This is a genomic window from Streptomyces sp. LS1784, from assembly GCF_020103755.1.
Classification (GTDB): Bacteria; Actinomycetota; Actinomycetes; order Streptomycetales; family Streptomycetaceae; genus Kitasatospora.
This window is the reverse complement of the sequence record NZ_JAHSQD010000035.1, coordinates 1-24306: the sequence shown is the minus strand read 5'-3', so window position 1 is coordinate 24306 and position 24306 is coordinate 1. Positions and strand designations below refer to the sequence as shown.

The following is a 24306-nucleotide window of genomic DNA, read 5'->3' as shown; positions in this document are numbered from 1 at the left end:
ATCTTTGTGATCTACGACACCATGTGAATGGTGTCGAATGTGAACATGCCCAGATTTGTCAACGCATAGCAGCCAAATGATCACAACCAGTCGCATTTACCTGTGAAGCGGCTGGTCAGGGGCATGGTCCTATATCAACCATGCATCGCCTTGGGCAAATTTCCAGGCGTCATGTTGACGTGTTATGGCGACTCACTCGGAGGGGTGGCGGGGGGCCGAACGCTCGCTTGACCCTTCGTTCACAAGCGCGCGAACTTGCCGTTGGGTGGGATTCCTCTCCCCCTCGCCGACCCGCCCGCCGCCGCCTCCGCCCGCCGCCTGTGCCCGCCGCCTGTGCCCGCTTCCTCCGCCCGCTGCCTGCGCTGGGGTTGGCGGATCTGCGTGCGCTCGGGGCCGATTCGGCTGTGCGGCCGCGTGGGCCGCATGGGCCTCGCGTCATTGGGGGCGGGCGGCGCCGACCATGCAGGCCTCACGGCCGCACAGCCGAAGCGGGGTCGGCGCCCTCGCCCGCGCCCACAGGCCCGCCGGCCGCCCGTGCAGGGCTGCGACCTCGCACAAGGCAGCGCTGACCTTGCCCGGAACCGGTCCACTCCGGCACTGCCCGCCGTGACCGGGGCCTGCTGCCTGCATGGGCCTTGGGCTGCCCGGGCTCTCGCCCTCCGGGCCAGGGCCGGTTACTGTCGGCCGGCCGCCTGCTCCCAGATCCAGGCCGCGATGCCCACCCGGTTACGGGCTCCGATCTTGCGCTGGATGTTGGCGAGGTGGTTCTTCACCGTCCCCGGAGAGATGAACAGCCCTGCGCCGATCTCGGCGTTGGTCGCGCCGTCTGCCACCAGCTCGGCGATCTCCCTTTCTCTCGTGGTCAGTTCCTCCGTCGGCCCGGCTGTCGGCGGCAGAGCCGCCGCAGCCGCCTTGGCGCCCCGCCCGGGCTCCGGCTCCGGCTCCGCAGCCGGTAGTGCCATGTGCCGCAGGAGCCGGACAGTGATCTGCGGGCTGATCAACGCGTCCCCGGCCATCGCCGCCCGGACCGCCTCGATCAGCAGCACCGGCCCCGACCGCTTCAGCAGGAATCCGGCCGCCCCGTGCCGCAATGCCGTGTGCACGTACTCGTCCAGGTCGAAGGTGGTCACCACGATCACCTTGCACTGGTCGGCCAACTGGCGTGTGACCTCCAAACCGTCCAGCTTCGGCATCCGGATGTCCGCGAGCACCACGTCCGGCCGCAGTCTCCTTGCCTCCTGCACCGCTGCGGCACCGTCCGCCGCCTCAGCCACCACCACCATGTCCGGCTGGACGTCCAGGATCATCCGGAACGCACTGCGAACGTCCGCCTGGTCGTCCGCGATCAGGATCCGAACCGGCCCTGTGCCACTGCCCATATCCGCACCTCCCCGTTACCGACCCGCGTCGGCTTCTACGATCGCACCGGCCCTGCGCCGGCCTCCTCCAGCGGCAGCACCGCCGTCACCCTCCAGGCCTCCCGCTCGTGCGGGCCGGCTTCCAGCGAACCACCGAGGGCCTCCACCCGGGCCGCCAGCCCAGGCAGTCCGCTGCCACCGCCCCGGCGCGGCCGACCTGCCGGGCCCGGTGCCCGACCGTCGTTGGTCACGGTCAGCTCCAGCCGTCCGCCACTGCGGCGGGCCCGGATCTCGACCGCCCGCGCGGCCGGAGCGTGCCGCCGGACATTGGTCAGTGACTCGACCACGATCCGGTGGACGGTGCCCTCCACCTCGCGCGGCACCGGCTCCTCCGGCAGCTCCAACCGGACTTCGGAGCCGCCCGTCGCGGTGAACCGCTCGGCCACCCCGGCGAGTTCGGCGAGCCCGGGCTGCGGACCGCGGCCGCCGCCCTCCTCGCTGCGCAGCAGCTGTACCGTCCGGTCCAGCGAGGCCAGCGCCCGCTGCCCGGCCTGCTCTATTCGCTGGAACATCTCGGCCGCCCGGGCCGGGTCGATCCCGGCCAGGTAAGCCCCCGCCTGGGCCTGGGCGACCATGCCGCTGACATCGTGCGCCACGAAGTCGTGCAGGTCGTGGGCCAGTTCGAGTCGTTGTGCCCGCCTGGCCTCGGCCACCGCCTTGTTGCGCCCCTCGTCCAGGCCCCGCAGGTAGAGCCCGATCAGGACGGCCGGCAGGGAGAGCATCGATCCGAACCCGAAGAGCGTGAGCGTGTCCGCAGGCCCCTCGATGAACGCGAACCGGGACGGCCAGAGGGCGACCGCTCCGCATGCCGTCCAGGCCGCCGCCGCACACCGCGGACCGTCCTCGGCGCGCAGGCTGATGACCACCGACAGCAGCAGGACGGCCAGTTCGGCCAGGCCCAACAGCCCGGCCCAGCGCTGCCCCTCCACCCAACGGCCGAGGAGCCAGACGGCGACCGTGACCACGACCGATGCCGCCCCGAGCGCCATGGTCACGGCCGCCGCCCCGTACCGCCCCCGCGCCACCCAGGCCGGCGGCACCAGGAGCAGGACAACAGCGGACAGGATCTGAGTCATCGTCACCACCTCTCCTCGACTCTTCGACTGCCGTCACACTACGACGCCACCCAGGCGGCACGCCTGTGCCGATCGGCACATTTCAAAGGCGGGTTGAGCAGGAGGAACAGCCCGATCGGCATCTGCCGCGAACCCCTGGCCGGCCTCCAGTCTTGAGTCATCGCACCGGCCACGGAGGCCGAAGCCGAAGGGAGTCCACCACCATGTCGAAGCTCGTGATCAACGCCCGCAGCACCACCCTCCGGGCCGAGGCGGCCGCCCCTGTCGTCCCGCCCGCCCCGCGCTGGGCCCAGCTCGCCGCCAAGGCCGCCGTCCTCACCACCGTCCCCTCGGGGCTGTGGCGGATCGTCTTCGGCTTCGGCGCCCCGATGGGTTTCACCGGCGCGACAGCCGCGGCGTACGCCGAGCACCAGCCGGGCTGGGGCACGGTCTACTGCGTGGCGCTGAGCGCCCTTGCCGAGGCACTGGCCTTCCTGACCCTGGGCCTGGTCCGGCCCTGGGGGCTGATCGCGCCCCGGTGGATCCCGCTGATAGGCGGCCGCCGGGTCAAGCCGCTCGCCGCGATCCTCCCGGCTCTGCTGGGCTCGGTGGTGCTCACGGTCCTCGGTATGGAGGCGCTCTTCGGCGGCTGGGCACGCAACCTGGCCGATCCGGATTCGCCGCGTGGCTTCGCCGCCGTGGTCATGACGCTCGCGTACCTGCCCCTGGTCGCCTGGGGCCCGCTGCTCGGCGCGGTCACCCTCGACTACGCCCGCCGGACGCTGCGGCGCCGGTGACGAGGGCGGCTGGTCACACCCGGGCCGGCTCCGCGTTCGGCCCCACCGCGTCAGGCTCGCCCTCTCCCTCTCCCCGGCCTCTGGCCGGGCGCGGCGCGGGTGTGGTGCGCCGGCCCCATTCGGTCGCGACCAGCACCAGGGCTCCTCCGAGCAGGGCGAGCGGGCCCATCCGGTTCCCGGCCACGGTGATCCCGAAGACGGCGGCCCACAGCGGTTCGGTGCCGAGCAGCAGGCTCACCCGGGACGGCGAAGTGGCCCGCACGGCCCACATCTGGACGAAGAAGGCGAACAGGGTGCAGAACAGGGACAGATGGAGCAGCCAGGCCCACTGGCCGGCCCCGTACGAGCGCGCGACCGTCCAGGGCGCAGGCCCGACCGGCAGCGCGACGGCGGCGAACACGCCGGTGGCCACGGCAAGTTGGACCCAGGTGACGGCAAGCATGTCGGTGTCGCGGACGGCCCGGGTGCGGGCCGCCGCGAGGACGTACGCCGAGCGGACCAAGGCGGCGCCCAGCACCAGCAGATCACCGAGCGTGGGAGGACGCAGCCCGCCGTCGCCGGTGAGCAGGGCGACGCCCAGGACGGCCAGCCCGGCGGCCGCGAGGAAGGCCTTCGGTGGTGCGGTCCGACCGAGGGCGCTCTCGCCGAGCGGGGTGAGCACCATCGCGAGGCTGATGATCAGACCGGCATTGGTCGCGGAGGTGTGGACGGCGCCGTAGGTCTCCAGCAGGAAGATCCCGCTGAGCACCAGCCCCAGTGCGGCGCCGCCGAGCCACTCGGCACGGTTCAGCCTCCGCAGGGCACGCCACGCGACCACCCCGAGCAGCGGCAGCACCAGTCCGAACCGCAGCACGAGCATCGCCACCACCGTCCCGGGCTCGGCCACCCGCTGGACGGCGAGGAAGCTCGACCCCCACACCACGGCCACGAGCAGGACCGGAAGATCACGGAGGACCGACGAGGACGAACCCTCGGGCAGGTCGGAAGAGGAGGCTGGCATGCGGAAGATCCCTCCGAACGGACGGAACCGGCGGGCGCGAGTACCGTACGGCGTCGGACGGACCCAGGAGCCGGGCGGAAGGCCCGGCGGTGGACGGGGCGGAGCACGGAGCAAGGGGGCGCCATCTTCGCGCACCGGGCCGCCGATGATCAATGCCCTGTCCGGGCACGGGTGGGTCAGGCGGCGAGCAGACCGTTCGCCGCGGCGATCGCCTCGATGTCGGCCGGGGTCCCGGACATGATGGCGCGGACGTGCTCGGTGACCAGCTCGGTCGGCCAGTCCCACCAGGCCGAGCGGAGCAGGCGCTCGATGTCGGCGTCGTCGAAGCGGCGGCGGATCGGGCGGGCGGGGTTGCCTCCGACGACGGTGTACGGCTCGACGTCGGAGGTGACCATCGCTCCGGCGGCGATGATCGCGCCGTCGCCGATCCGGACACCCGGGAGAACGGTGGCCCCGTGACCGAACCAGACGTCGTTGCCGACCACCGTGTCGCCCCGGCTGGGCAGGCCCGTGACGATGTCGAGGGTCCGCTCGGTCCAACTGCCGCCGAACATCGTGAAGGGGAAGGTGGAGACACCGACGGCCGGATGGGCCGCGCCGGCCATCAGAAAACGGGTGCCGGCGGCGATCGCGCAGTACTTGCCGATCACCAGCCGCTCGGGGCCGTACGCATAGAGGACGTTGCGCTCCTCGAAGCGGGTGGCTCCGTCGGGGTCGTCGAAGTAGGTGTACTCGCCGACCTCGATCCGCGGGTCGGTGACGAGCGGGCGCAACAGGACCACCCGGTCGTGGCCGGCGAGCGGGTGGAGGGCGGCGGGGTCGGGGATGACAGTGGCGGGCACGCGAGCTCCTCTCGTAATGCGACTTGATTCGCATTACGATGAGCATGGCATGACCGCCACCCCTCGGCAAGCCTTAACGCGACTGGAGTCGACTTTGACTGACCCCGCCCACCTCACGCCGGAACCCCGCACCCCCACCCCGCGCCCGGGCGGCCGCAGCGCCCGGGTCCGGACGGAGGTAGTCACCGCCACGCTCGCGGAGGTCGCCGAGAAGGGATACGACGGCCTCACCGTCGAGGCGGTCGCCGCCCGCTCCGGGGTCCACAAGGCAACCCTCTACCGGCGCTGGGGCGGGGTGGACGGCCTGGTCGCCGACGCCCTGACCGCCTCCGCCGACCAGACCTGGCCACTGCCCGACACCGGAGACCTCCAGCAGGACCTCCGCCGGATCACCCAGGAGGTGTTCAGCGTCTTCACCGACCCGAAACTCGGCCCCACGCCAACCGCGCTGATCTCCGCCGCCCAGCGCTCGGACACCGGGGCGGCCGCCCTGCGCGCCTTCTTCGCGGCCCGCCACCGCCAGGCCGCCGAGGTGGTCGAACGAGCCGCCACCCGCGGCGAGTTGCCCGCCGGGACGGACGGCACCGAGGTGGTACGGGCCGCCATCGCCCCGCTCTACTACCGCCTGTTCGTCTCCGGCGAGCCGCTCGACGCCCGCACCGCCGAGCGGGCCGCTGACGCCGCCGCCCTGGCCGCCCGCGCCGGACTCTTCACGCCCACCTCGGCCACCCCCGAGCAGAACTGACACACCATCACACGACCGCCGCCCGAGGAACCACGGCCGCCCCAACCCCTACCGCATCCCCATCAGGCCGTGGATGATGCACCCATGACAACCCCGCCGTCCACCACCCCCCGGAAGGCCCGTCACGTGAAGCGCAAGCACTGGGCGCTGGTCGCCGCTGCCACCGTCCTCCCGCTCGTGGCGAGCACCGGCACCGCCTTCGCGGAAGCCCCCGCGGCCCCCGCCCCCGCCGCAGGCTGCACCTACACACCGGCCGTCCCGGCCGACAACTTCAAGGGCATCCCGGTGTTCGACGCCAAGAAGGCGGCGAAGCCCTATCGCGCGACACTGCGGACCAGCCAGGGCCAGATCACCTTCGAGGCACTGACCGACAAGGCGCCCTGCACCACCTTCTCGTTCCGGTTCCTCGCCGAGCACGACTACTTCGACCGCAGCCACTGCCACCGCCTCACCACCCAGCGGATCTACGTCCTCCAGTGCGGCGACCCGACCGGCACGGGCAGCGGCGGGCCGGGCTACTCGTTCCCGGACGAGAACCTGACCGGCGCCACCTACCCGGCCGGCACCGTGGCCATGGCCAACGCCGGTCCGAACACGAACGGCAGTCAGTTCTTCTTCGTCTGGAAGGACACCAAGCTCTCCCCCGCCTACACCCCGTTCGGCCGGATCACCGCCGGTCTGGACGTCCTCCAGAAGATCGCCGCCGGTGGCGAGGACGATCAGAACAACCCGGGCGACGGCTTCCCCAACCTCCCGGTGAACATCCGCAACGTGAAGATCAGCGCCCGCTGACCCGGCGGGCCGCACAGCCCCGGCCCGCAGCCCACCCACCCCGTCCCCGTCCCCGCTCCCGTCCCCGCTCCCGTACGGTGACAGCACACCGACGACACCGCACGGGAGCAGGAGCAGCGCCGCATGGACAGCCGGATCTGGGAGAGCGTCGACCACTTGGTCGCGTGGCTGGACGAGCAGAGCACGCAGTCGCCCCAGGAGGAGCGGCTACTGCGCATCCTCAAGCTCTCCGAGGAGGTCGGCGAGGTCGGTGCGGCGGTCATCGGCGCCACCGGCCAGAACCCGCGCAAGGGGGTCACCCACACCTGGGAGGACGTCCAGCACGAACTCTGCGACGTCATCTTCTCCGCCCTCGTCGCGCTGAGGACCCTCACCCCCGACGCGGCCCGGGTCTTCGCCGAGCGCCTCGCCTACGTCGAACAGCGCTCCGCCGACTTCCGCCGACCGGCAGAGGCCCCCCAAGCGGCCGAAGGGGTGTAGACCACAACTCCCCCGGCGAAACGCGGCTCCGTCGACATCGGCCTTGATGAAGTACGGGTGGTCGCCGTGGGCAAGGCGGTTCTGGCCCCGAACATCACCCGGCGGCTGACCGACGACATCACCCGGCACCGGGCCGCCCAGGTCCCGGTGCCTGATGCCACTGACCTGACCTGACCTGACCGGTGCCTGATGCCACTGACCGGCGTCTGACGCCACTGGTCTGACCATCAAGCCCCGGGAGTGAACCGGCCGGTCCTGCGGCGAACCGGCCGGCCGTGGGCAGGCGGCAAGACGGGATCAGGCGTTCGGCGCGATCCTGGCGAGGCCGTTGATCACGCGGTCCATGGCGTCGCCGCCCTGCGGATCGGTGAGGTTGGCGAGCAGCTTGAGGGTGAAGCGCATCAGCATCGGGTGGGTGAGGCCGCGCTGGGTGGCGAGCTGCATCACCTTGGGGTTGCCGATGAGCTTCACGAAGGCGCGGCCCAGCGTGTAGTAGCCGCCGTACACGTCCTTGAGGATGCGCGGGTAGGCCTGGAGGGCACGCTCGCGACCACCGTCGGTGACCCGGGCGAGGGCCTGCACGATGACCCCGGCAGCGATCTGGCCGGATTCCATCGCGTAGGCGATGCCCTCTCCGTTGAACGGGTTGACCATGCCGCCCGCGTCGCCGACGAGCAGCAGGCCGCGGGTGTAGTGCGGCTGCCGGTTGAAGGCCATCGGCAGCGCGGCGCCACGGATCGGCTCGGTCATGTTCTCGGGCGTGTAGCCCCACTCCTCCGGCATGCCGGCGCACCAGGCCTTGAGCACCTCGCGCCAGTCCAGCTCGCCGAACGCGGGCGAGGAGTTGAGGATGCCGAGGCCCACGTTGGAGGTGCCGTCGCCCATGCCGAAGACCCAGCCGTACCCGGGCAGCAGCTTGCGCTCGCCGCCGCGGGTGTCCCACAGCTCCAGCCAGGACTCCAGGTAGTCGTCGTCGTGGCGCGGCGAGGTGAAGTAGGTGCGGTAGGCGACGCCCATCGGACGGTCCTCGCGCCGGTGCAGGCCCATGGCGAGCGAGAGCCGGGTGGAGTTGCCGTCGGCGGCGACCACCAGCGGGGCCCGGAAGGTGACCGGCCGCTTCTCCTCGCCGAGCTTGGCGGTGACGCCGACGATCCGGCCGGTGCGCTCGTCCAGGACCGGCCCGCTGACGTTGCAGCGCTCGTAGAGCCGCGCGCCGGCCTTCTCGGCCTGACGGGCCAGCAGCTCGTCGAAGTCGGCACGCTTGCGCACCAGGCCGTAGTCGGGGAAGGAGGACAGCTCGGGCCAGTCGAGTTCCAGCCGGACGCCGCCGCCGATGATGCGCAGGCCCTTGTTGTGCAGCCAGCCGTTCTCGGTGGAGACGTCGATGCCCATGTCCACCAGCTGCTTGGTGGCGCGGGGGGTCAGGCCGTCGCCGCACACCTTCTCGCGCGGGAAGGCGGTCTTCTCCAGCAGCAGCACGTCCAGCCCGGCCTGGGCGAGGTAGTACGCGGTGGTGGAGCCGGCCGGGCCCGCGCCGACCACGATGACGTCGGCCGTGCTCTCCACGGGGCTGTCCGGCTTCGTCAGATCGGCTGCGGTCTCGGACACGTGGACACACTCCTGGAACTGCGGCTGGGGGACGGCGGCTTTGTCTCCGGCAGTCTAGTTCCGCTCACGCCACCGGATGCGCCCCCGCCCCCGACCACCGCCCCGGGCCGTGGAACCCGAACCGCGAGCACCGAGTCCTGGGACCCGAACCGCGGGCCGGAGCCCCGGGATCCGAATCGCGGGGCCCGAGCCCGCGGCCCGAGCCCGGGGACCCGAGCCGTCCGAGCCCGGCTACGCGATCTTGTAGGCCCGGTGCAGCGCGACGATCCCGCCGGTCAGGTTCCGCCAGGCGACCTTCGACCAGCCGTTGTCCTGGAGCCTGGCGGCCAGCCCCGGCTGGTCCGGCCAGGCCCGGATGGACTCGGCGAGGTAGACGTACGCCTCCGGATTGCTGCTGACGGCGGTGGCCACCGGCGGCAGCGCGCGCATCAGGTACTCGGTGTAGACCGTCCGGAACGGCGTCCAGGTCGGGGTGGAGAACTCGCAGATCACCAGCTTGCCGCCGGGCTTGGTGACCCGCAGCATCTCGCGCAGCGCCGCGTCGGTGTCCTGGACGTTGCGCAGCGCGAAGGAGATCGTCACCGAGTCGAAGGTGTCGTCCGCGAACGGCAGGCGGGTGGCATCGCCGGCGGTGAGCGCCAACTCGGGGTGGCGGTGCTTGCCCTCGGTGAGCATGCCGACCGAGAAGTCACACGGGACGACCTTCGCCCCGGCCTCGGCGAAGGGCAGCGAGGAGGTGCCGGTACCGGCCCCGAGGTCGAGCACGAGGTCCCCCGGTCCGGCGGCCACCGCCTCGGCCACCGCCCGGCGCCAGGCGCGGGCCTGGCCGAGGGAGAGCACGTCGTTGGTGCGGTCGTACTTGGCCGCGACGTCGTCGAACATGGCGGCGACTTCGTGCGGCTGCTTGTCCAGAGAGGCTCGGGTCACACCCCCATTGTTCACCCTCACACGGACACCCCGACCAACGGGGCACGCCGGCCCAGAGCCGCACCCCCCGAGCCGCACCCCCGAGCCGGAGCAGCCCGCCGCACCAGCCCGCAGGCACCGGCACCGCCGCCACCGGGCGCGCCCCGTCAGTACTGAGCGCGCCGCCCGCCCGCGCGCCGACGGCGACGGGACCGCTTGCCGTGCGTTATCGCGGGCATCCCGTCCGCCAGCGCCTCGGTCGCCAGTGCGAGGTTGACGGCCAGCTTCCCCTGCCCGCCGCGGACTGCGAGGGCCTTGTGGTGCCGCCGGATGCGCAGCACGCAGATCGCGAAGATCACGACGGCCACCGGCACGCTGTACCGGGCCAGGCCCACGCCGACCGGCTGCGGGTAGGTGTCGCCGCAGATCCGCACCGCGCCCGGGTCGTCGGCGGCGTGTTCCAGGCAGACCCTGTCGCCGAGCTTGGCGCCGTCCGAGAGCGGCAGCGCGGCCGCCGTGTGGGGCTCCCCGTCGGCCCGGTAGCTGACGGCGCTGTAGGTGCCGCCTCCGCTCGGGAGCTGGGTGACGACCCCGTCGACTCTCACCGGGTGCGCCTCGATCCGGTCGGCCTGGTCGGCCTGGCGCCAACCGAGCAGGCACATCCCGACGGCCAGCACGGCGCTGAGCACGGCGGCGAGGTACCAACCACGGCCCAACCGCGGTGTGCGCGGTGGGGGAACGGTCGCGGTTCGCATGGTTCCTGTCCTGGCTTGCCTTCGGGGCCGGGGACACGGCCCCGCCGCCCGCGGGCGCGGGTGGTGGTGTGGTGAGGGTACGGAGTGAGCTGTCCGGGATCGTATCCGCTGGCGGGCCCTCAGGTCACGATGAACCCGCAATCACTCTCCGCGACCAGCAGCGGAGTTCGGGTGCACACGAAGGAAGTCCCGTGCGCCGCAAGGAAATCCGCCTACTGGCGAGTACGTCACACTCGACGTGACGACCGTCTCACCGCCGGCGGTACACCAACCGTCCGCCCAGCACCGTAGCCAGGCACCCGCCCGCCACCGGTTCGGCGCCCCCGTCCCCCGCGACCGCGAACACCGCGAAGTCCGCCCGGCCCCCGGCCACCACCCGCCCGTGCACGGCCTCCGCGAACGGCAGGACGGCCAACGGGTCCAGCGGCCCCGCACCTCCGCCGCCCGGCCCTCCGGGCGAACCGGAGGGAGCCGGCAGCCCCACGATCCCCGACCGCGCCACGGCCGCCCGCACCGAGGCCCGTTCGAAGGGCCCGGCCACCGCCGTCACCCCGTACCCGAGCATCCGCTGCAGCCCCCGCCGCGCACTGGCCCCGCACCGCGCCTCGTCGGTGGATCCGGCCAGCCCGTCCGCCACCGGCTCGACGCCGACCTCCTCCCTCGGGTCCGGGTGGTAGGCACGTTCCAACAGCCAGTGCCCGTACGGATTGCGCAGCCCCGGGGCGAGCAGGGCCGTTCCCCAGTCCCGCCCCCGGGCGCCCGGGTGCGCGGCCGTCAGCTCCCGGTACGGCCCCACCGCCTCGATCAGCTCGCCACGCACCACCACCGCCCCGTCGGCGATGGACGGGGCGGTGGGATCGGCCGGGTCGGGCAGCACGAACGCCGCCCGGTGCAGAGTCAGCACAACAGCGCCTTCGACTTCGACGGCAACGGCAACGGCATCAGCGACACCGCCGCCGGCACCGACACCGACACGAGAAGGGCCCCACGGGAAGGGGCCGCAGAGGAAGGGGACTCAGTTGTCCAGGATCTTCAGCTCGGGGTGCGCGGTGCCGCCCTCGATCGCCGTGGAGGAGATGTGCGAGGCGACCCGCGGGTCGACCGGGTCGTTGGCCGGGTCGTCCAGCACCCGCAGGTGCTCGTAGGTGGTCGAGCGCTGCGCCGGGACGCGGTCGGCGGCCCGGATGAGGTGGATCAGCTCGGTGAGGTTGGAGCGGTGCTTGGCGCCCGCCGCCGAGACGACGTTCTCCTCCAGCATCACGGACCCGAGGTCGTCCGCACCGTAGTGCAGCGACAGCTGGCCCGCCTCCTTGCCGGTGGTGAGCCAGGAGCCCTGGATGTGGGCGACGTTGTCGAGGAACAGTCGGGCGATCGCGATCATCCGCAGGTACTCGAAGACGGTGGCCTGGGTCGAGCCCTTCAGGTGGTTGTTCTGCGGCTGGTAGGTGTACGGGATGAACGCCCGGAAGCCGCCGGTGCGGTCCTGCACGTCGCGGATCATCCGCAGGTGCTCGATCCGCTCGGCGTTGGTCTCGCCGGTGCCCATCAGCATGGTGGAGGTGGACTCCACGCCGAGGCCGTGGGCGATCTCCATGATCTCCAGCCAGCGCTCGCCGGACTCCTTCAGCGGGGCGATCGCCTTGCGCGGCCGCTCCGGCAGCAGCTCGGCACCGGCGCCGGCGAAGGAGTCCAGGCCCGCCTTGTGGATCCGGGTGATGGCCTCCTCGACGGAGACGCCCGAGATCCGCGCCATGTGCTCGACCTCGGAGGCACCCAGCGAGTGGATCACCAGCTGCGGGAAGTCGGCCTTGATCGCCGAGAACGCGCGCTCGTAGTACTCCACGCCGTAGTCCGGGTGGTGACCGCCCTGGAACATGATCTGGGTGCCGCCCAGCTCGACCGTCTCGGCGCAGCGGCGCAGGATCTCGTCGAGCTCGCGGGACCAGCCCTTGTCGCTCTTCGGCGGCACGTAGAAGGCGCAGAACTTGCACGCCGTCACGCAGACGTTGGTGTAGTTGATGTTGCGCTCGATGATGTACGTCGCGATGTGCTCGGTACCCGCGTAGCGACGGCGGCGCACCGCGTCGGCGGCGGAGCCGAGCGCGTGCAGCGGCGCCGAGCGGTAGAGCTCCAGCGCCTCCTCCGGGGTGATCCGACCACCGGCGGCGGCCCGGTCGAGCACGGCCTTCAGGTCGGTGCTGGACGCATCGAGGGTGGTCGCTGCGAGCTCGGTCACCTGGCGGCCTTCTCTCTCTCAAGTGCAACTCGGGTACGGCCGAACCAGCCTACGCCAGCACATTCCGCCGCCCGCGTCAGCCCGCTGAACTGCGCACGGGCCGCCCCCGGGCGGTCTCCGGACCGCGCCCGAGCCGCCGGTCCCGGCCGAACGTCCCGGTCGGGCGCCCCGGCCGAACGTCCCGGTCGGGCGCCCCGGCCGAACGTCACAGTCAGGCGCCCCGGCCGAACGTCACAGTCGGACGCCCCGGCCGAACGTCTCAGCCGCCCGTTCCGTTCGCCTTGCGCATCGTGCCGGCCGGGTTCCCGGCCGGAGGGTCTGCGGAGGTGAAACGGATCGTCCCGTCGGACTGGAGGGTGAGGGTCTCCGCGTCGGAGCCGCCGGTGCAGGCACCGGGGATCGAGGAGCGGACCAGCCGGGACTGGAACACCAGCTCGGTGGCGGAGGCGGACTTGAGCGTCCAGGCTCCCTCACAGCTGATCGGGAGCAGTCCGGAGACGGCGTTGCGGCTGGTGGTGCTCTCCTGGCCGACCGCCGCCGGACGGATGGTGAGCGTGGTGGTCCCGCCGGGCAGTCCCTTGTCGGTGACCATGTCCCCGCTCCAGGTGCCCAGGAAGGCGGCGGGCACCATGCTCGGCCCGCCCGTCCCGGGCGGCGCCGCACCCGGGCCGGACGCCGTCGCGCTCCCGGGGGCGCCGGAGGCCGAGGCCACCCCGGAGGAGAAGGCCCCGCTCGGCAGGACGGCCCGGCCCGGATCGACGGACACCTCCGGCAGCGGCCCGGGCGAGGGCCCCGACACCGCCGGTTCGGCCCGGTGCAGCCACCCGTACAGCCCGTACCCACCGCCCCCGAGCACCACGAGCGCCGCCGCGACCGCAACCGCGATCCGGGCACTGCGCGGCCGCGCCTTCGCGGGTCCGTCCCACACACCGACGCACAGCGGCAGGTGGTCCCCCTCCCCTTCCGGCCCGACCCCGGACACGAAGGTCGGCGTCCGCATCGCACCGACCACCGCACCGGAAGCCGTCGCGCCGGAGGCCACCGCACCGGAAGCACTCGTATCCGAAGCCACCCCGCCCGAAGCCACCGCCCCCGGCTCCCCGTCCGGTTCCAGGTCCAGGTCCAACAGCTCCACCGCACTGCGACCCACCCCCGCCGCCAGCTCCGCGGGCAGCCAGCCGCCCTGCGACAGCCGGGTGGCGGCGGTGCCGTCCGGGTCCAGCCGGGCGCGGAGCTGCTGCGGGGTGGGCCGGGCGGCCGGGTCCTTGGCCAGGCAGTCGAGGACGGTCCCCCGCAGCGGCTCGGGCAGCCCGGCCACGTCCGGTTCCTCGTGCAGCACCCGGTAGAGCAGGACGGCCGCGCTGACCCCCTCTCCGAAGGGGTGAACGCCGCTCGCGGCGAAGGCGAGGACGGTACCGAGCGAGAAGACGTCCCCGGCCGGCCCGACCGTCTGCCCGCTCGCCTGCTCGGGTGACATGAAGCCGGGCGAACCGACCACGTAACCGGAACGGGTGAGACCGCCGGCGGCATCCAGGGCCCGGGCGATCCCGAAGTCGATCAGCCGCGGCCCGTCCAGGGTGAGCAGCACGTTGGAGGGTTTGACGTCCCGGTGCACCAGGCCGAGCCCGTGGACGTGGGCCAGTGCCTCGGTGAGCCCGACGCCGAGCGAGCGCACGGCCGGGTCGGGCAGCGGCCCGTACGTCCGGACGGCGTCGCCGAGCGCGGGGCCCGCCACGTAGCCGGTGGCGACCCAGGGTTGTGCGCCCTCGGTGTCGGCGTCCAGCACAGGCGCGGTCCAGGCACCGCCGACCCGCCGGGCGGCGGCCACCTCCTGCCGGAACCGGGCGCGGAACTCGGCATCGTCAGCGAGCTCCGACCGCACCACCTTGACGGCGACGGTGCGCCCGCCGGCTGTCCGGCCGAGGTAGACCCGGCCCATCCCGCCCGCGCCGAGCCGCCGCAGCAGCCGGTAGCCGCCCACCTGGCGCGGATCGTCCGACCCCAGTGCCCGCATCCCCGCACGCTCCCCTCGCCCTCGCACGCGCGCCCCGCCGACCACCGACCGGCCGTCAACCGGCCGCCGTCAGCTGCCAGCTGTCGACCGGCCACCGCCCGGCCGCCGGACGCGCCTCGGGTGCAGACCGTACCGGGCCCGGCCGAGCCCCGTCCGCCCCTCGGACGGGAGCGGACGGGAACAGGGGCACGACGGAGCCCAGGGCCGAACGCGTCCTACGACCCCAGCGGCAACGCCACCGGCTCCAGCCGCCGCACCACGACGTCCGGGGCGAACCCGCTGTCGTGCGCGACCCGTCGGGCGAACTCCGCGACGCCGGCCAGCTGCCGCTCGCCGAGCGAGAAGTCGAGCGCCTCGCTGAAGTACCGCTCCAGCACGTCCGCGCCGAAGGACTCCCAGCGGGCGGCCTGCTCGGCGACCTTGGCGGCCTCCACCAGCGACAGGTCGCGGGACTCCAGGAAGGCCCGGTGCACCGCGGCGGTCAGTTCCGGGGCGCGCTCGGCGAACTCGCGCCGCACCGCCCAGACCGCGAAGACGAACGGCAGGCCGGTCCACTCCTTCCACATCTCGCCGAGGTCGTGGACGGTCAGCCCGAGGTCGGCGGCCTGCCCGAGGTAGGCGCGCAGGGCCGGGTCGCCGATCAGGACGGCGGCGTCGGCTTCGGCGAGCATCGCGCTGAGGTCCGGCGGGCAGCTGAAGTAGTCCGGGCGCACGCCCTCGCGCTCCTCCAGGAGCAGCCGGGCGAGTCGTACGGAGGTGCGGCTGGTGGAGCCGAGGGCGACCCTGCGGCCGTCGAGGTCGGCGAGCGGCACCTTGCTCACGATCAGGCAGGACATCACCGGGCCGTCGCTGCCGACCGCGATGTCCGGTAGGACCAGCAGGTCGTCCGCGTTGCGCAGGTACTCCACGCAGGTGATCGGGCCGATGTCCAGGGCGCCGCCGACGAGCTGGTCACTCAGCTTTTCCGGGGTGTCCTTGGTGAGATCCAGATCGAGCAGATTGCCGGTCCTGGCGAGCCCCCAGTAGAGGGGAACGCAGTTCAGGAACTGAATGTGGCCGACTCGCGGCCTGACCGGGGTGTTCTGCCGGGGCTCCCGCGTCCGCGCGTCCGGTGTTCGTGCTTCCGGTGCTGCCACTGCGCCGCTCCCTTGCTGTTCGTGCCTCCCCGCAGCGTATGCCTGCTGTTCGCGGCGGCTCGCACCGGCCACCCGACGCGCCCTCACGCGCCGTGGACGAGCCTTTCCACGCCCGCTCCCGCCCTTACGACACGCGCCTTCCACGCCGGAAGTGACCTCTGGTCGTCACAGCGGCCGCATGCTAGCGTTGCCCTCAGTTGCAGTTTGATTCCCCTTGCAGTACTTGAAGCCTGCGGAGCATGTAACCGCAGGCTTTTTGTAGTTTTTCAGCAATATCGAAAAATTTCGGACACGTCCGGAGGCAGGGCGATCAGCGCAGCGGACCGGGTGTCACACGGTGTGGCCCCCGACACGCATCGCAAGGAGAACGGCATGGCTCAGGGAACCGTCAAGTGGTTCAACGCTGAGAAGGGCTTCGGCTTCATCGCCCAGGAGGGCGGCGGCCCCGACGTCTTCGTTCACTACTCCGCCATCAACGCGAACGGCTTCCGTTCGCTGGAGGAGAACCAGACGGTCACCTTCGACGTCACCCAGGGCCCGAAGGGCCCGCAGGCGGAGAACGTCACCGCCGTCTGACCATCCTCTGATGATCTGATCGCTCGGGACCCGTGCGGGTCCACCGGCGGCTCCCGACAGTCGCCACCATGAGCACAAGAGCAGTACCCAAGGGGGCCCGCCCATCCGGCGGGCCCCCTGCCTTTTCGAACGCATCCGCCCGAACGTCAAACCCCGCGTTCGAACATGAAGTTCGAACATGAAGTTCGGGTGCGGAACGCATGAATGCGGAAAGGGCCCTCCCCCGTCACCGGGAGAGGGCCCTTTCCATGGCGTCGATCGAACGCCCCCTCTGGCATCCGATCGGACGTCCGGACCTCAGGCCGTGGCCGGGGCCGCCCCGCCCTGAACGGCGACGGTGGCGGGCTCCGCGTCCTCGTCGTACAGGTCCCCGGACGGGTTGTTGTACGCGGTGACGTCCAGGATCTTCTCCCGGGCGGCGACCACGATCGGCACGACGACCTGGCCGGCGACGTTGGTCGCGGTGCGCATCATGTCCAGGATCGGGTCGATGGCGAGCAGCAGGCCGACGCCCTCCAGCGGCAGGCCCAGGGTGGACAGGGTCAGCGTCAGCATGACGATCGCACCGGTGAGGCCCGCGGTGGCCGCCGAGCCGACCACCGAGACGAAGGCGATCAGGATGTAGTCCTTGATGCCCAGCTCGATGTTGTAGACCTGGGCGACGAAGATCGCGGCGACGGCCGGGTAGATCGCGGCGCAGCCGTCCATCTTGGTGGTGGCGCCGAACGGCACGGAGAAGGACGCGTACTCGCTCGGAACGCCGAGCCGCTCGGTGACGCGGCGGGTGACCGGCAGGGTGCCGACCGAGGAGCGGGAGACGAAGGCCAGCTGGATCGCGGGCCAGGCGCCCTTGAAGAAGTGCAGCGGGTTGAGCCCGGCGGCGAAGCGCAGCACCAGCGAGTAGACGACGAACAGGACCAGCGCGCAGCCGACGTAGATGTCCAGGGTCAGCGTGGCGAAGGGCTTGAGCAGGTCCCAGCCGTACTTGGCGACGGACTTGCCGATCAGGCCGAGCGTGCCGAGCGGGGAGAGCCGGATGACCCACCACAGCGCGGTCTGGGTCAGCTCCAGCACGGACTCGCTGAGCCTGAGGACCGGCTCGGCCTTGGCGCCGAGCTTGATGATCGCCGCGCCGACCACGACCGCCAGGAAGACGATCTGGAGCACGTTCACCTTGGCGAAGGAGTCGACGATGTTGGTCGGGAAGATCCCGGTCAGGAAGTCGATCCAGGTGCCCTTGGAGTCGAGCGCCTTGAGGCCCTCGGTCTTCAGGTTGGTGCCCTCGCCCGGGCTGGTCAGCAGGCCCAGGCCCAGGCCGATGCCGACCGCGATCAGCGAGGTGATCATGAACCAGAGCAGCGTGCGGGTGGCCAGGCGGGCCGCGTTGGTCACGTTGCGCAGATTCGCAACGCTCACCACGATCGCGGTGAACACCAGCGGCGGGACGGCCAGCTTGAGCAGCTGGACGAAGATCTTGCCGATGGTCTCCAGGGTGGTGGCCAGCCAGGAGATGTCGGCGGCCCGGGCCAGGTAGCCGAGGCCGACACCGAGCACGAGGCCGGCGACGATCTGCACCCAGAAGGGCGTCTTGCGGACACGGGCGAGCACGGACGGCGACGAGGTCGCCTCGGGCGCTGTGGACATGGGGGAGCGTCTCCGGGGGAGGGCGTTGCTGACGGTGAGGTGGGGGCGGAGCAGGCGGCACGGCGCGGGGCCGGACGGAAGAGGTCGGACCCCCGGTCAGGGGCGTGCCGCCGCGGTACAGCTCAAGGAAGTACAGCGCTTGGCGCGACAACGGCGCGGGCTGTCCACAGCACCGGTCAGAGCGCACGGGCGGGCGGCGCCGGGCAGCGGGCCCGGGCCGTGCGTCCGCAGTGCGTCTGAGGCTGTCATGCCCGATACGTTAGCAGCAAAGGTTTGAGATGTTCAAAGTACTTGTTTGAGGTCACGCAGAGTCCCTGCCCACCCCGGGCCCGCCGCGAACCCCAACTCCGGACACGAACGAAGCTGACGCCCCATCAGATCGACTCGACAGTCCGATTGACCGCTGAACGGTTATACGTATAACTTTGGCGGCGTCCCCGCCCCTGCCTGCCCACCCGGAGAGGACGCCGATGGGCTACCTCGCCCTGCTCCGTGCCCCGCACGTCACCCGCCTGCTGCTCGGCACCCTGCTCGGCCGTCTGCCCGCCGGCATGACCGCCCTCGTCATCGCCCTCGCCCTGCGCGACACCGGGGTGGCGTACGGCCGGGTCGGACTGGCCACCTCCGCCTACGCGATCGCCGCCGCCGTCGGCGGGCCGGTGCTCGGCCGGATCGTGGACCGCACCGGACAGCCGCGCGTCCTGCTCGCCTCCGCCGTGGTCGCCGGCGGCGGGTACGCGCTGCTCGCCCTCGACCCCGGCTCCGCGATCGGCGCACCGGTCGGCGCCGCGATCGCCGGCCTCGCCATGCCCCCGCTGGAGCCCTGCCTGCGCTCGCTCTGGCCGGACGTGGTCGAGGAGAAGCAGCTCGACACCGCGTACGCCTTCGACTCCGCCTCCCAGCAGATCCTCTACGTGGCCGGCCCGCTGGCCGTCGCCGCCATCTCCGGGCTGTTCAGCCCGGTCGCCGCACTCTGGGTGGCCGCCGGACTGGGACTGGCCGGCGCGCTGATCGTGGCCACCACCGGGCCCGCACGGGCCTGGCGCGCCCCGGCACGGGAGCAGTCCGCCGGACTGCTCGGGCCACTGCGCTCCCCCGGGCTGGTGCTGCTGTTGGTCGGACTGGCCGGGGCCGGTTGGGCGGTCGGCGCGCAGAACGTGCTGTTCATCGCCTATGCCGAGCAGCACGTCGGCACCCTGCCCGGCGGCGGAGGCACCCTGCTGGCGCTGGCGGCACTCGGCGGCCTGCTCGGCGCACTCGCCTACGGCGCGGTCAAGTGGCGGCAGACCACCGCCACCCGCACCTGGATGATGGCCCTCGCGATGGCCGCCTCCTACCTGCCGCTGATCGCCCTGCCCGGGCCGTACCCGATGGCCGCGCTGGCCTTCCTCTCCGGAATCATGCTGGCCCCGCTGCTGGCGGCGGCGTTCGTGCTGGTCGCCGAACTGGCGCCGACCGGCACCGTCACCGAGGCCTTCGCCTGGCTGGTGACGCTGTTCGCCACCGGCAACTCGCTCGGCTACGCCGTCTCCGGCAAGCTCGCCGAGGGCTCGCTGCGCCCGGTGGCGCTGTGCGCGGTGGGTGGGATCGCGCTCGGCGGGCTGCTGCTGTTCGGTGCCCGGCGCTGGTTCCACCCGGCGCCGCTCGCCCCCACCGCGCAGCCCGTCCCGGTGGGCTGACCCACCCCCACGAACGACTGCGCCCGCCGGTGGTCTGGCCGGCGGGCGCAGTCTTCTCCTTCACCTACGGGTGATCAGCTGTGGCGGCCCCGACGGCGCCGGGCGACCACCGTGAACAGCACGCCGAAGCCCAGGGCGGCGGCGCCGAGCACGGCCGGCAGCAGACCGGGCCCACCGGTGTGGGGCAGCTCGCTGCCGCCCTGCCCCGGGGACGGCTGCTGCGGATCGTGCGACGGTGCGCCGGGCTCACCCGTGCTCGGAGGCTCGCTCGACGACGGGCCGTTCGTCGGGCCGGCCGACGGACTGTTCGACGGGCCGGCCGACGGGCTGTTCGACGGCGAAGGTGAATTCGTCGGCGAGTCGGTCGGCGTCGGCGAACCCGTGGGAGACGGCGAGTCGGTCGGCGTCGGCGACGAGGTCGGAGACGGCGAGTCCGTCGGCGTAGGAGTCGGCGTCGGCGTCGGCGTCGGCGTCGGCGCATCCGCCAACACCAGCCCCAGGTCCAGGCTCAGGTCCCGTGCCCCGCCCGACAGCCGCACCGTCTGGGTGACCCCGGTGGCCGGGTCGGCGTCCGAGTCCAGCGCCGAGTCCTTCCCCGCGTGCCGCACGGTGACCTTCGCGTCCGCCGGAACGGTCGTCAGGTCGAAGCGCACCGCGTACTCCCCGTCCGGCAGCTTGTCGAACAGGTAGTTCCCGTCCGCGTCCGTCACCGTGGTGACCGGCTTGCCCGTCTTCTCGCGGACCGGCTGTCCGGTCCCGTCCAGCAGCTCCACCCGGACGCCCGGCACCCCGTTCTCACCGGGTTCCTGGATTCCGTTGCCGTTGCGGTCGGCCCAGGCGTGGTCGCCGAGCGCGTTGTTCGGCGGCGCGGGCGCCTGGACGCCGACGCCGACCTTCGCGGGCTCTGCGGGCAGCAGCGGGCTGCCGGTGGAGTCGGTGGCGGTGTAGGCGAAGCTGTTCCAGGCGAAGTCGGCGTTGCCGGCGTCCACCGAGGCGACCATCGGCCAGGTCAGGGTGAACAGCCCGCCCGACGGCAGGGTGCCCGGCCGGCCGACCTTGAACCAGGTGGCGTTGCCCGGCCCGGGGAAGTCGGTGCTCCACCGGGCGTTCGCGTCGCACGGCCCGGGCACGGTGATCGCCCCGGTCACGCAGGGGTTCGGCGAGGTGGTGTACTCGATCGCCACGGTCGGGTCGCTGGAGGTCAGCGGCCGGGTGAGCGAGGGCGTCCAGGCGGAGCCGCGCGGGACGTCGGGGCGCAGCAGGTACGAGTCGCCCGGGGTGGGCAGCTTGTCGTACGCGACGAAGTCGGTGACCGGGTCGGGCGAGTCGTTGCGGACGGTCAGCCGGTAGGAGAGGCCGCCGCCGGGGGTGGTGGTGCCGGTGGTGGCGTAGTCCTGGTCGAGGTCTCCCTTGACCTCCTTGAAGGAGCGCAGCACGGCCGGGACCTGCACCTCGACCTTGGAGGAGGCGTGGCACACGGTCTCGGTGGTGTTGCCGTTGCCGTTGAGGTCGTGGGTGTCCGGCGTGCCGCTGTCGGTACCGAAGTAGGAGCAGGCGACGGGTTCCTCGGCGCCCTCGGTGGTGACGTACACGTCGTTGGTGAGGGTGCCGGGCTTGGCGCTGCCGGCCACCTGGACGTCGATCAGGGTGCGGTAGGCCTTCTGGTCGTTGAGGTACGTCATGTCGGGCGCGCCGGCCGGCCAGGTCAGCTTGAGCAGCTGGCGGCCGTCCGGTCCGGGCAGCACCCGGACGGACTGCGGGGCGACGGACCCCGTGTAGCCGGGGTCGCGCCGGGCGCTGCCGTCCTGGTAGACGAGGCCGGGCGGCAGCAGGTCGTACATCACCAGCGGGGTGCCCAGGGTGCGGCCGGTTCGGTTGTACGGGGTGACCCGGAAGGTCGCGGTGCCGCCGGGGGCGAGCACCTCGCCGGAGGTGGTGGTCTTGGCGGCGCCCAGGTTGGTGGCCGCGGAGACGGTGGTGTCGGCGCAGTCGCTCGCCGAGGAGGTCGCACCGGTCGCGTCGGTGCCGGTCACGTCCACGCAGTTGTGCAGCGGGCCGGGCGCGGTGCGGCCGTCGTGGCCGGGGGTGACCACCTGGGAGAGCACCTGGACGGCGTTGCCGGGGCTCCAGCCGGTGGGGATGGGGCCGTTCCACTCGAAGCGCAGCCCGTCCAGCCGGCGGCCGGCCGGGATGCCGAGCTCGTCGTTCGCGGGGTTGCCGGCGCCTTCGGCGAAGGTGATCCGGCGGCTGCTCGAACCGTCGAACGGCTTGCCGGGGGTGAAGGTCCGCCAGGTCGGGTCGCCGTCGAGCCGGTACCGGAGGGTGAGGCCGATGCCGGTGGGGTTCCACGCCTCCAGCTGGATGGACTGCGGGATCAGCCAGTTGTAGAGGCCGGAGGTGGTACCGCTGCCCGGGTCGGTCATCACCAGGCGGGTGGCGGGGCCGGCGATGTTGCCGGGGTGGAGGCTGAAGGAGGCGATGTCGCCGGAGACGACCTTGTCCTGCCAGGTCTTGGAGGCGGCGACCTGGATGCCGGTGGTCGGCGGCTTGAAGGTCGGGGACTCGGCGGTGGCCTCGGACAGGTCGCGCATGCCCTCGGGACCGAGCGGGTCGCCTTGCAGGACAACCGAGTTGGTGGAGGTGGTGCCGCTGGGGAACGCCGGGTCGGGGTAGTTGACGACCAGGACGCCGGGGTTGCGGCAGCCGGCCTGGCCGTTTCCGGCCCGGAAGTCGCCGATGTCGAACGTCCAGCGGTCGGGGTCGGCCGGGTCCTGGGTCCAGCCGGGCGAGCGGCCGGTGTCGACGACGGCGCCGGGCGGCAGGGTGTCGACCAGGCGGCCGGCGTCCAGGTCGACGTTGGGGACGCCGCTGGTGGAGCAGGCGCTGAACTGGTAGGTGACCGACCGGCCGTCCTGGCTGCTCGTCTGGACGCCCTTGGTGACCCTGTAGTCGGGCTGGACGGCGGCGGTGGTGGCGGCGGAGCCGTTCTGCGCGGGCTCGCCGTCGGCGGTCAGGGTGGCCGAGTTGACGGTCTTGGTGCCGTTGGGGGTGGTGAAGTTGGGGAACCTGAGGACGACCTTGACGGTCGCGGTGGTGCCCGGGGTGAGGGTGAGGAGCTTGATGTCGAGGGTGCCGCCGAGGGTGCCGGCGGCCGGAACGGTCGAGCCGGCGACGTCGACGGTGCTCGCGTCCGGCGTCCAGCCGACGAACTCCATCCCTGCGGGGAGGGCGTCGGTGATCCGGCCGTTGGCGCAGTCGGTCACCGAGCAGGTGTAGCGCAGGGTGTAGGTGACGTTCTCGCCGGGCGCCACCGTCGGCTTGTCCACCGTCTTGGTGAAGCCGACGGCGGCTTCGGCGGTCGGGGCGGTGAGGGTGCCGGTGAGTAGCGTGCCCGCGAAGAGGCCCAGGGCCGTGGCCATTCGGCCTGTCCTGGACGGGGGTGAGGGTATTGATCGGAGCGTCCGCATGCCGGAATCTCACCCTCCGTTAATCCGAATGGCGGCGCGACGCGAGAGAAAATGAGTATTTTTCACCCAATTGGAGCAATCCGAAGGGGTGGACGCCACTAACGGGTGACGCTACGTCATCATCTCGTGGACGTCGTACGCGCCGGCGCCGTGGAGGAGCGCAGCACCAGCGAGGTGGCCAGCGGCGCGACCGGCGCCACCCGCTCCCCGCGCAGCAGGGCCGCCAGCGCAGCCGCGCCCGCCCGGCCCAGCTCCTCGCCGGGCAGGTCCACGGTGGTCAGCGGCGGGGCGAGCAGCGCGGCCACCGCGACGTTGTCCATGCCGACCACCGACAGGTCCTCCGGCACCCGCAGCCCCAGCTCGGCGGCGGCCTGGTAGACCCCGGAGGCGACCACGTCGTCGTCGCAGATCACCGCGCGCGGCCGGTCCGCCCGCTCCAGCAGCCGGCCCGCGACGGTCCGCGCCGCCCGGTGGCCGTCGTTCAGGCTCACGCCCAACTCCACGACGTCCAGGTCGAGTTCACGCACAGCCTGTTCGAAGGCGGCCTGCCGGACCCGGAAGGTGTAAGCGGAGTGGCTGGAGCGCAGCCGGCCGATCCGGCGGTGGCCGAGCGCGGCCAGGTGCTCGACCGCGGCGCGCATCCCGCCGGCCACGTCGAGCTCGACGGTCGGACGCGCCCGGTCGGTGCCGGGGTCGGCGTCCAGGAAGACGGCGGGGGTGTCGGCGGGCAGCTCGCCGAGCTGGCTGTCGTCCGGGGAGCAGATCAGCAGGCCGTCGAAGCGGCCGGCGGTGGCGGCCTCGGCGAGGGTGGCGCTGCCCCAGCCGGAGCTGACCACGACGGCCAGGCCGTTGCGGCCGGCCTCCTCGTGGACGCCTTCCAGCACCCGACCGAAGAACGGGCCCTGGAGGTTCGGCACGGCCAGCAGGATCATCCCGCTGCGGCCGAGCCGCAGCTGCCGCCCGGCCGCCTGCGGACGGTAGCCGAGGCTGCGGGCGGCCTCCCGGACCCGTCCCCGGGTGGCCTCGGAGACCCGCCGGCCGGCCTCGGCGCCGGAGAAGACCAGGGAGACGGTGGCCTGGGAGACCCCGGCGAGCCGGGCCACGTCCCGCCCGGTGGGCCGGCGGACGGGGGCCGGCCAGGTGCCGAGCGGCCCCT

Annotated in this window: 20 protein-coding genes; 6 read left to right on the top strand and 14 right to left on the bottom strand. The window is 72.5% G+C overall.

What is annotated here, in order from left to right; genetic code table 11:
• Positions 1-674: 674 nt before the first annotated feature.
• Both KS423_RS07315 and KS423_RS07310 read right to left on the bottom strand, forming a co-directional pair.
• On the bottom strand, positions 675-1379 hold the full coding sequence (locus KS423_RS07315) for a response regulator transcription factor (RefSeq protein WP_224276329.1): 705 nt from the start codon (positions 1377-1379) through the stop codon (positions 675-677).
• Between the two features lie 35 nt (positions 1380-1414).
• Positions 1415-2494, bottom strand: coding sequence for a sensor histidine kinase (locus tag KS423_RS07310; RefSeq protein ID WP_224276327.1), 1080 nt, complete (start codon positions 2492-2494; stop codon positions 1415-1417).
• Between the two features lie 203 nt (positions 2495-2697).
• Between KS423_RS07310 and KS423_RS07305 the strand changes: the two genes are divergently transcribed.
• Positions 2698-3270: a hypothetical protein gene (locus KS423_RS07305; protein ID WP_224276326.1), complete on the top strand. Its 573-nt coding sequence runs from the start codon at positions 2698-2700 to the stop codon at positions 3268-3270.
• Positions 3271-3283: 13 nt separating this feature from the next.
• On the opposite strand, the gene KS423_RS07300 is transcribed toward KS423_RS07305, so the two are convergent.
• Positions 3284-4270: a DMT family transporter gene (locus KS423_RS07300; protein ID WP_224276324.1), complete on the bottom strand. Its 987-nt coding sequence runs from the start codon at positions 4268-4270 to the stop codon at positions 3284-3286.
• Between the two features lie 176 nt (positions 4271-4446).
• A complete protein-coding gene (locus KS423_RS07295) occupies positions 4447-5112 on the bottom strand; it encodes a CatB-related O-acetyltransferase (protein WP_224276322.1) in 666 nt (221 codons plus the stop codon).
• A gap of 94 nt (positions 5113-5206) precedes the next feature.
• Here KS423_RS07295 and KS423_RS07290 point away from each other — a divergent pair, with 94 nt between their 5' ends.
• From KS423_RS07290 to KS423_RS07280, 3 genes are all read left to right on the top strand, one after another.
• Positions 5207-5857, top strand: coding sequence for a TetR/AcrR family transcriptional regulator (locus KS423_RS07290; protein ID WP_224276320.1), 651 nt, complete (start codon positions 5207-5209; stop codon positions 5855-5857).
• A gap of 84 nt (positions 5858-5941) precedes the next feature.
• Positions 5942-6649, top strand: coding sequence for a peptidylprolyl isomerase (locus tag KS423_RS07285; RefSeq protein ID WP_224276318.1), 708 nt, complete (start codon positions 5942-5944; stop codon positions 6647-6649).
• Between the two features lie 123 nt (positions 6650-6772).
• Positions 6773-7129, top strand: a complete 357-nt coding sequence (locus tag KS423_RS07280) for a MazG-like family protein (RefSeq protein WP_224276316.1) — start codon at positions 6773-6775, stop codon at positions 7127-7129.
• A 297-nt stretch (positions 7130-7426) separates the two neighbouring features.
• On the opposite strand, the gene KS423_RS07275 is transcribed toward KS423_RS07280, so the two are convergent.
• The 7 genes from KS423_RS07275 to KS423_RS07245 all read right to left on the bottom strand — a co-directional run bounded on the left by KS423_RS07275 (position 7427) and on the right by KS423_RS07245 (position 15700).
• Positions 7427-8737 (bottom strand): geranylgeranyl reductase family protein, encoded by a 1311-nt coding sequence (locus tag KS423_RS07275; RefSeq protein WP_308020147.1) that lies wholly within the window; start codon positions 8735-8737, stop codon positions 7427-7429.
• Positions 8738-8968: 231 nt separating this feature from the next.
• The gene (locus tag KS423_RS07270; RefSeq protein WP_224276314.1) at positions 8969-9664 is read right to left on the bottom strand and encodes a demethylmenaquinone methyltransferase; all 696 of its coding nucleotides are present in this window, start codon (positions 9662-9664) and stop codon (positions 8969-8971) included.
• A 146-nt stretch (positions 9665-9810) separates the two neighbouring features.
• A complete protein-coding gene (locus KS423_RS07265; protein ID WP_224276312.1) occupies positions 9811-10398 on the bottom strand; it encodes a hypothetical protein in 588 nt (195 codons plus the stop codon).
• A 250-nt stretch (positions 10399-10648) separates the two neighbouring features.
• The gene (locus tag KS423_RS07260) at positions 10649-11302 is read right to left on the bottom strand and encodes a hypothetical protein (protein ID WP_224276310.1); all 654 of its coding nucleotides are present in this window, start codon (positions 11300-11302) and stop codon (positions 10649-10651) included.
• 111 nt (positions 11303-11413) lie between these two features.
• Entirely contained in the window at positions 11414-12634 is a 1221-nt protein-coding gene (gene mqnC, locus KS423_RS07255) for a cyclic dehypoxanthinyl futalosine synthase (RefSeq protein WP_224276308.1), read from the bottom strand.
• 259 nt (positions 12635-12893) lie between these two features.
• Positions 12894-14648 carry a serine/threonine-protein kinase gene (locus tag KS423_RS07250; protein WP_224276298.1) on the bottom strand — a complete coding sequence of 585 codons (1755 nt, stop codon included), beginning with the start codon at positions 14646-14648 and terminating at the stop codon, positions 12894-12896.
• Positions 14649-14863: 215 nt separating this feature from the next.
• Entirely contained in the window at positions 14864-15700 is an 837-nt protein-coding gene (locus KS423_RS07245) for a menaquinone biosynthetic enzyme MqnA/MqnD family protein (RefSeq protein WP_224276343.1), read from the bottom strand.
• Positions 15701-16156: 456 nt separating this feature from the next.
• Between KS423_RS07245 and KS423_RS07240 the strand changes: the two genes are divergently transcribed.
• On the top strand, positions 16157-16360 hold the full coding sequence (locus tag KS423_RS07240; protein WP_189920031.1) for a cold-shock protein: 204 nt from the start codon (positions 16157-16159) through the stop codon (positions 16358-16360).
• 297 nt (positions 16361-16657) lie between these two features.
• Here KS423_RS07240 and KS423_RS07235 read toward each other — a convergent pair whose 3' ends face one another.
• The gene (locus tag KS423_RS07235; RefSeq protein ID WP_224276296.1) at positions 16658-18004 is read right to left on the bottom strand and encodes a dicarboxylate/amino acid:cation symporter; all 1347 of its coding nucleotides are present in this window, start codon (positions 18002-18004) and stop codon (positions 16658-16660) included.
• A gap of 470 nt (positions 18005-18474) precedes the next feature.
• On the opposite strand from KS423_RS07235, the gene KS423_RS07230 reads away from it, so the two are divergent.
• Positions 18475-19683 carry an MFS transporter gene (locus KS423_RS07230; RefSeq protein ID WP_224276295.1) on the top strand — a complete coding sequence of 403 codons (1209 nt, stop codon included), beginning with the start codon at positions 18475-18477 and terminating at the stop codon, positions 19681-19683.
• A gap of 74 nt (positions 19684-19757) precedes the next feature.
• Here KS423_RS07230 and KS423_RS07225 read toward each other — a convergent pair whose 3' ends face one another.
• Together KS423_RS07225 and KS423_RS07220 are read right to left on the bottom strand one after the other, a co-directional pair.
• Positions 19758-23102, bottom strand: coding sequence for an SdrD B-like domain-containing protein (locus KS423_RS07225; RefSeq protein WP_224276293.1), 3345 nt, complete (start codon positions 23100-23102; stop codon positions 19758-19760).
• A gap of 167 nt (positions 23103-23269) precedes the next feature.
• Positions 23270-24306, bottom strand: a 1037-nt coding sequence (locus tag KS423_RS07220; RefSeq protein WP_224276291.1) for a LacI family DNA-binding transcriptional regulator, incomplete at its 5' end; no start/stop codon positions are given.